8 protein-coding genes and 1 tRNA gene are annotated in these 7,120 nt (G+C 59.8%); 4 read left to right on the top strand and 5 right to left on the bottom strand.

Annotation, left to right across the window (positions count from 1 at the left end; genetic code table 11):
- Positions 1–11 precede the first annotated feature (11 nt).
- The 4 genes from ybeY to BO74_RS12405 are packed head-to-tail and all read right to left on the bottom strand — an operon-like array spanning position 12 to position 3,189.
- Positions 12–488: an rRNA maturation RNase YbeY gene (gene ybeY / locus BO74_RS12390; RefSeq protein WP_496442681.1), complete on the bottom strand. Its 477-nt coding sequence runs from the start codon at positions 486–488 to the stop codon at positions 12–14.
- The gene (locus BO74_RS12395) at positions 466–1,485 is read right to left on the bottom strand and encodes a PhoH family protein (protein ID WP_496442682.1); all 1,020 of its coding nucleotides are present in this window, start codon (positions 1,483–1,485) and stop codon (positions 466–468) included. Before BO74_RS12395 ends, ybeY begins: the two co-directional genes overlap by 23 nt.
- Positions 1,482–2,819, bottom strand: a complete 1,338-nt coding sequence (miaB, locus tag BO74_RS12400) for a tRNA (N6-isopentenyl adenosine(37)-C2)-methylthiotransferase MiaB (RefSeq protein WP_496442683.1) — start codon at positions 2,817–2,819, stop codon at positions 1,482–1,484. Before miaB ends, BO74_RS12395 begins: the two co-directional genes overlap by 4 nt.
- A 10-nt stretch (positions 2,820–2,829) precedes the next feature.
- Complete coding sequence (locus BO74_RS12405; RefSeq protein WP_496442684.1) at positions 2,830–3,189, bottom strand: hypothetical protein; 360 nt, start codon at positions 3,187–3,189, stop codon at positions 2,830–2,832.
- 88 nt (positions 3,190–3,277) lie between these two features.
- Here BO74_RS12405 and BO74_RS12410 point away from each other — a divergent pair.
- The 4 genes from BO74_RS12410 (at position 3,278) to BO74_RS12425 (ending at position 6,603) form a co-directional block, all read left to right on the top strand.
- Positions 3,278–3,354 (top strand) — tRNA-Met (locus tag BO74_RS12410).
- A gap of 386 nt (positions 3,355–3,740) precedes the next feature.
- Complete coding sequence (locus BO74_RS12415; protein ID WP_496442685.1) at positions 3,741–5,120, top strand: site-specific integrase; 1,380 nt, start codon at positions 3,741–3,743, stop codon at positions 5,118–5,120.
- 179 nt (positions 5,121–5,299) lie between these two features.
- Positions 5,300–5,977: a hypothetical protein gene (locus BO74_RS12420; protein ID WP_496442686.1), complete on the top strand. Its 678-nt coding sequence runs from the start codon at positions 5,300–5,302 to the stop codon at positions 5,975–5,977.
- Positions 5,978–6,354: 377 nt separating this feature from the next.
- Positions 6,355–6,603: a hypothetical protein gene (locus tag BO74_RS12425; protein ID WP_496442687.1), complete on the top strand. Its 249-nt coding sequence runs from the start codon at positions 6,355–6,357 to the stop codon at positions 6,601–6,603.
- A 221-nt stretch (positions 6,604–6,824) separates the two neighbouring features.
- Here BO74_RS12425 and BO74_RS12430 read toward each other — a convergent pair.
- Positions 6,825–7,120 (bottom strand): transposase (locus BO74_RS12430; protein ID WP_496442688.1); only part of this gene is annotated, 296 nt, incomplete at its 5' end.

Genomic DNA, 7,120 nt, shown 5'->3' on the forward strand with positions numbered 1-7,120 from the left:
TGGCCGGGCGGCTACGCTTTCCCTGTGTTGTACGGATCGGCGAAGCCCAATGATGCCAGTATCTCGCGTTCCTTGTCTTCCATCGTCTCCGCGTCGGCCTCGCCGGTTTCATGATCGTAGCCCTGCAAGTGCAGTAAGCCGTGCACGACCAGGTGCGCGTAATGTGCTTCGAGCGTCTTGCCCTGCTCTGCGGCTTCGCGGACGACGACGGGATGGCAGATGACCAGGTCGCCGATGACGACGGGCTCGGTTTCGTACGGAAACGACAGCACGTTGGTGGCGAGGTCCTTGCCGCGATAGTCGCGGTTCAGCGTCTGCCCCTCGTCGGCCTCGACCAGACGGAGGGTGATCTGCCCACCACGCATTCCATCGGCATTAAGCGCGGCCCGCGCCCAGGCGCGAAACTGCGGGCGGGACGGTACACCGTCCGTGTTACAGGCGTATTGCACGCTGAGGTTGAGCCGCCTACTTGCTGCCGGCGTGTCCATTCTTTTCCTCCTGGGCGGTATAGGCCTCGTACGCCGAAACGATGCGCGCGACCAGCGGGTGGCGCACGACGTCCTCCTTCTGGAATTCGGTGAAGGCGATGCCGCGCACGTCGCGAAGGATCTTGCGCGCCTCGACCAGTCCGCTCTTCTGCCCGCGCTGCAGGTCGATCTGGGTCACGTCGCCGGTGACCACCGCCTTGGCGCCGATGCCGATGCGCGTGAGGAACATCTTCATCTGTTCGGGCGTCGTGTTCTGCGCTTCGTCGAGGATGATGAAGGCGTGGTTCAGCGTGCGTCCGCGCATGTAGGCGAGCGGCGCGATCTCGATGGCGCCGCGCTCGAACAGCTTGCCGACCTTGTCGAAGCCCATCAGGTCGTAGAGCGCGTCGTAGAGCGGGCGCAGGTAGGGATCGACCTTCTGCGACAGATCGCCGGGCAGGAAACCGAGGCGTTCGCCGGCTTCCACGGCGGGACGGGTGAGGACGATGCGCTGCACCAGTTCGCGCTCGAAGGCGTCGACGGCGGAGGCCACGGCGAGATAGGTCTTGCCGGTGCCGGCGGGGCCGGTGCCGAAGGTGATGTCGTGTTCCTGGATCTGGCGCAGGTACTCCACCTGACGCGGCGTGCGGCCGTGCAGTTCCGCCTTGCGCGTCATCAGCGTCGGCATGTCGTCGTCGCGCACCACGTCCTTGCGCGCCGGGCGGTTGAGCAGTTCGATAAGGCCGAGCTGGATTTCGTCGACGGACAGCGTGTTTTTCGCCCGGGCGTAGAACAGCTGCAGCGCTTCGGACGCTTTCGCCGTCTGTTCCTTTTCTCCGCGCAGCGTGAAGCGTTCGCCGCGCCGGGCGATGGAAACGTCGAACGCCGTTTCGATCTGGCGCAGATTTTCGTCGAGCACGCCGCAGAGGTTGGCCAGCTGGCTGTTGTTGACCGGCGAGAGCAGCAGGTCGACGGCCTTCGGTTTGGCGGGGGCGCCGGATGAAGATCGGGTTTTCATGATTCGCGGGTGACGACCTCGCCGCGTAGCGAGTGCGGCATGGCCGAGGTGATGCGCAAGTCGATGAACTTGTGGACCAAGCGCGGGTTGCCCTGGAAGTTGACGACGCGGTTGTTGTCGGTCCGCCCGGCAAGTTCGTGCTCGTCCTTCTTCGAGATGCCCTCGACCAGCACGCGCTGCACGGTGCCGACCATCGATTGCGAGACGGCCTGTGCCAGTTCGTCGATGCGACGCTGCAGGCGTGTCAGTCGTTCGATCTGGACTTCACGCGGCGTGTCGTCGTGCATCTCCGCTGCCGGCGTGCCGGGGCGTGGGCTGAAGACGAACGAGAACGAGGCATCGAAGCCGATGTCGTCGATCAGCTTCATCGTCTTCTCGAAATCCTCGGCCGTTTCGCCGGGGAAGCCGACGATGAAGTCGGACGAGAGCGAAATGTCCGGCCGGGCGGCGCGCAGCTTGCGTACCAGGCTCTTGTATTCGAGCGCGGTGTAGCCACGTTTCATCGCCGCGAGAATGCGGTCTGAGCCGGATTGCACCGGCAGGTGCAGGTGCGAAACCAGCTTCGGCACCGTGAGGTAGGTGTCAATCAGCCGCTGCGTCAGTTCGCGCGGATGCGACGTGGTGTAGCGGATGCGCTCGATGCCGGGGATCTCCGCGATGTACTCGATGAGCATCGCGAGGTCCGCCTTCTCCTCACTGTCCGTCATCGCACCGCGGTAGGCATTGACGTTCTGGCCGAGCAGCGTGACTTCGCCGACGCCTTGCGCGGCCAGTCCGGCAACCTCGGTCAGCACGTCGTCGAACGGGCGCGATACCTCATCGCCGCGGGTGAAGGGGACGATGCAATACGTGCAGAACTTGCTGCAGCCCTCCATGATCGAGACGAACGCTGCGGCGCCCTCGACCTTGGCCGGCGGCATGTTGTCGAATTTCTCGATTTCCGGGAAGGAGACGTCGACCTGTGCCTTGCCGGCACGGCGCCGGTCAGCAATCAATTGCGGCAGGCGGTGCAGCGTCTGCGGGCCGAATACGACATCGACGAACGGCGCGCGGGCGACGATGGCATCGCCCTCTTGGCTGGCGACACAGCCGCCGACGCCGATGATCAAGTCCGGTTTCTCCTTCTTCAGCAGGCGCACGCGGCCCAAGTCGTGGAAGACGCGTTCCTGCGCCTTCTCGCGCACCGAGCAGGTGTTGAAGAGAATAATATCGGCGTCGTCGGGTGTGTCGGTCTTGACGATTTCTTCAGAAGCAGCGAGCACGTCGGCCATCTTGTCCGAGTCGTACTCGTTCATCTGGCACCCGAAAGTGCGGATGAACAGTTTTTTTACCATTGGAGCGGAGTCAGTTTTTCTTCAGGGAATCGGCTTCTGCCTGGCTGATCAGCCAGATGCGATGCACGGCGCCGAAGTTGTCGTTGAGATACACCACGTCGGTCGCTTGCTGAATGGCCATGGGCATGACGATCAGGTTCTGCTGGTTGCGGAACTGCGCGACCGGCGACAGGGTGAGGGTGCTGCCGCTGATGGTGACGGTGCCATCGCCCGGGGGCGGCTGCATGATTCCCTGCTTTACCTCGGGAGGCAGCGTGCGCCTGGCGATGTACGTATCGTATTGCGTCGTCGAAACGGTACCCGCCGATTGCACGACCGTTTCGATGACGGCGCTGACGATGGAGGCAACAAGGGATGCAGGTAGTGGCATCGGCGCATTATAAACAAGCTTTTAGCGAATGGGGTGCCATTGAAGTTGACCTTCCGCAGGAAGCGACTTTATAATCTCGCGCCCTAACGGTGATGTAGCTCAGTTGGTTAGAGCGATGGATTCATAACCCATAGGTCGGCAGTTCAATTCTGCCCATCACCACCAACGATTTCTCAAAAGAATCAGGGGCCTGGGCAACCAGGCCCCTGTTTTTTTGCGTAAAAAATGGGCAGAAGGCGTCCGCTCTGACACGGCTTCTGACACAGCGACGGTGTGTCAGCGTGGATGACCGCCACTGACTGCGCTCGAGTGCGGTGTTTAAAGGGCCTAAAATCCATAGGCCAGCGCGCTCGCTTCACTCAACTCCGATTCATTTTTTTGGAGTTGAGTATGACCCTCGAAATTCAAGATTCAGTCAATCCCCTCGTAGCTACACCGGACACCGGCGCGCCGGTCCACACACGTCGTTCTATGCACCGTTGCTCGCAGGCCCCGCTTGGGACGGGCTTCGCCTTCATGCGGCGTTTATCCGTGCCGGGAGGGAAGTAATCATGGCCAGCATTTATCGCGAGGGAGCCGGTTGGTCGGCGCGGGTGCGCATGAACGGGAAAAGCGTCTACAAGGGCGGTTTTGACTCGCAAAAGAGCGCAAAAAAATGGGCGCGCGACCAGGAAACCGAGCTTGACGAACAAAAGGCTCCCCGGGGCATGGGGCGCGATACCCCCCTCGCGCTTGCGCTGCTGGACTATGTCAAAGAATGCGTCGCCACGCAGAAAGGCTGCAAGGCGGTTGTTTCGCGCGTCAACGTGTACCTCGAAAGTGCCGGGCTCGCATTGCTGCACGCCGAAGAAATACCCCCGGAGGAAGGCAAGGACATCCCGTTGGCGTTCAAAATCACCGAGCGGCCTGTCAGTGAACGTCGCCTGCCGCGAACGTTCGACGCGTACCGCACCGCGCGGCTCGAAAAGCGCCCTCGCACCGCTGCTCAGCGCAAGGCGCTGGCGACCATGCGCGTCCGCGATATCGCTGCGCATGATATTGAGGCGCTGAAGAATGCGATGATAGATGACCGCTTTAGCAACTCGAGCATCAATAACGAGTTGTCGATTTTGAGCCCGTTTTTTGTTTACGCGAACAAAGTATGGAACTGGTCGCCGCTGCCCAATCCGTGTGCGGCCGTCAAGTACCGAAAAGTTAACAACGAGCGTAACCGCGTTTTATCGCAGGGCGAGCAAGAGGCGCTCGCCAACGCGCTCGCTACGTGTGACAACCGGTACATCGCGCCGTTCGTCTGGTTCTCCATCGAAACCGCGATGCGCAAGGGTGAGGTGTTGAAGACCGCTCGATGGGAGATGGTTGATTGGCAGGAACGAGTGGTGCGTCTCCCGACCGCGAAAGGTGGGAAACGCGATGTGCCACTCACCTGGGCTGCGATAAACCTGCTGAAAAGCATGCCGAATTTCGGGACCTCGGGGCCGATTTTTCCGGTGACCGAGAATGCGATTGACTCGGCGTGGGAGCGTGCGTGCAAGCGCGCGGGCATCGAGAATCTGCACATTCATGACTTGCGGCATACGTCAGCAACGCGCCATGCGAAGCGCTTGAATGGAAACATCTTCCTGCTGCAGCTTATTACCGGGCACAAATCACTTTCCATGTTAAAGCGGTATGTCAATCCGACAACAAAGGATGCGCTGGCGGCACTGGATGCGACCGAGCCAGCGCCCGACGTCCCAGCGCCTGCTGCACCGATGCCTGCGGTAGAAACGCAGGTTCCTGCCCTGCCGAAGGCCAGAAAACTGGTGCGCGTCGTCCGGCGTCGTACTGCGAAAGAGATACCCGTGTCCGATACGGCGTCCCAGAGCGATACCGGGGCCGCGCTGGCGGCAAACGTCGTGCGAGTCGATTTCTCCCGACGTTCCGCGGCGTAATGTAGAAAAACGCCGGCCAGCGCTGACTGGTCGGCGTCGCGCCGATTCGAGCGGTTGCAACAACGATGCCCTCGAGACAGAAGACTGTCGCACGCCAGAGAGCATTGCCCCGGGGGATTTTGCTTCGTTCCTATACAAGTTACGACGCATTTTTAGCGTCGGAAATTCAGGAGGAACTTATGCAAGACAAGACCGAGCGTGGCGTGATTGAAACCCTTCTTCGTGCGACTCAAGAAAAACGGCTCTGGGGCGGGCGTTTGATGTCACCGGACGAGACTGCTCAAGCGCAAAACGCTGCCGTTACCAAGGATGCGAGAGTGGCTGGTTGGTTTCTTTGCGGGACAGCGCATCCGGCCATGTTCAGTTGTTGCGCCACGGAGGCAATTCACACGCTGCTGCTGCCGCTTGGCACGGGCCATAGACTCCAGTTTATGGTTGTCGTGCAACAGTGTCGCGACTGGCAATCGCGGATGATTTTGCCGATGGTAGGCAGTATCGTCGAGGAATTTCTTGAGTCATTGCGTCGCGGCGACGCGTTGCAGGTGTCGCTGGCCGACGGAGATAATGACAATGCGATTGTAAGTCAGCTGACCGTGGGGTCGAATTCTTCACTGACCGAGCTCAGCGCAATGCGTGTTCAAGCCGAGTTTGATACGAACGAGGTCGTTGCTGTGATGTCATCGCTGATAGACGCGCTGTTGAAGCCGGAACTCTTTCGGACGATAGATTCAGGTTTCGAAGTTCGTCACGTATGCGTTTCGTACATTTTTCCGTCGGACTTGCGAGAACGTGTTGAGCGCGACGGTCCGTTTCATCTCGTTGAACCAGAGTCCCCGAGCACAGGTAGCATTCACTGACGCAGGCCGATAGGCTGATTCAAAATGATTCAGCGCCCCATCCCGATGGGGCGCTTCTTTCTTCTCTTGCGGGGCTCATGCGAGCAAGAGGTTTCCCGATTCAGGCCTGAATGACGGACTCCATGCGCTGCACTTCGCCGGCGGGCAGCTGCAATCTCCCGGACTCGGTGCGGCAGCCTGCAATGGCGTCGCGTACCTCGTCGAGGATACTTTGGGCAGCCTCTTGGTCCAATCGCTACAGCCCCGCCTGGTCCATCGCAACACGGATATGAGAGACTAAGCTGTCATCAACAGCCGCGTACCACACCATGACTACGCCAAAGATACTACCGCCGCCAACAGGTTACGCATCGTGGCTCGACTACGCAGTTGATACGATGGACACCGGCGCTATCGAGATTGATTACCTATTCGACGACGATTCGACTGCACCAACGCGAGAAGCCATGCGCGACTCTGCGCGCGCTGAGCTTGAAGCCTTGCGACGAGGAGTCGCTAAAACCAGGCCCGAACTGGACAACGCCGGTGCGGCGGTAGAAGAGATGCACGACTTTATCCAAAACGCCGAGCCGATGGACAACGTGAACATGAGGGAACTCATTGAGGACGGTCGGACCGAACGGTAGTGCTTTCGAGCGATACGACAGCCAAGGTCATCATTCTCACCGGACTCTTCCTGAGGTCGGTGAGGCCACCATAAGTTGGGCCTTTCATACCAAACCAGTTTATCGGCATTGAACGGTGGTTCAAAAAAACGGAAACATCAGTGGCGATGGGGGCGGCTATTTAGGGGCTGGCGTTCATCCGGCAGTAGAGTGGCTATTATTGATCAGGCCCGAATAAGTTTTTACGCGGCATAGCGAACCTGTTTGTCCTGAAAGAAGGCCTTGATGCGTTCAGGCGAACGCTCAAGTTCGGTCATGTGCTGGGTCGCGGCGGAGCGGAGTTTGGCTTTGGTACGGGCTGGGACTTTTGACCCCATCGCCTGTTTGAGATCGGCATTCAATCGTTCCTCGGGGTTTAATTCCGGGCTGTAGCTCGGCAGGTAAAACAGTTCGATCTGCTCGGCGTGTTCGGTCACCCATTTTTTCACCGGCTTGCTGTGATGGACACGCAAGTTGTCGAGGATCAGGAAGACCTTCT

It is taken from the genome of Propionivibrio pelophilus DSM 12018 (assembly GCF_059569095.1).

Bases quoted from the DNA above. Each gene is read 5' to 3' on its own strand.
- ybeY (WP_496442681.1), bottom strand. From the start codon at position 488: ATGGACACGCCGGCAGCAAGTAGGCGGCTCAACCTCAGCGTGCAATAC.
- BO74_RS12395 (WP_496442682.1), bottom strand. From the start codon at position 1,485: ATGAAAACCCGATCTTCATCCGGCGCCCCCGCCAAACCGAAGGCCGTC.
- miaB (WP_496442683.1), bottom strand. From the start codon at position 2,819: ATGGTAAAAAAACTGTTCATCCGCACTTTCGGGTGCCAGATGAACGAG.
- BO74_RS12405 (WP_496442684.1), bottom strand. From the start codon at position 3,189: ATGCCACTACCTGCATCCCTTGTTGCCTCCATCGTCAGCGCCGTCATC.
- BO74_RS12415 (WP_496442685.1), top strand. From the start codon at position 3,741: ATGGCCAGCATTTATCGCGAGGGAGCCGGTTGGTCGGCGCGGGTGCGC.
- BO74_RS12420 (WP_496442686.1), top strand. From the start codon at position 5,300: ATGCAAGACAAGACCGAGCGTGGCGTGATTGAAACCCTTCTTCGTGCG.
- BO74_RS12425 (WP_496442687.1), top strand. From the start codon at position 6,355: ATGGACACCGGCGCTATCGAGATTGATTACCTATTCGACGACGATTCG.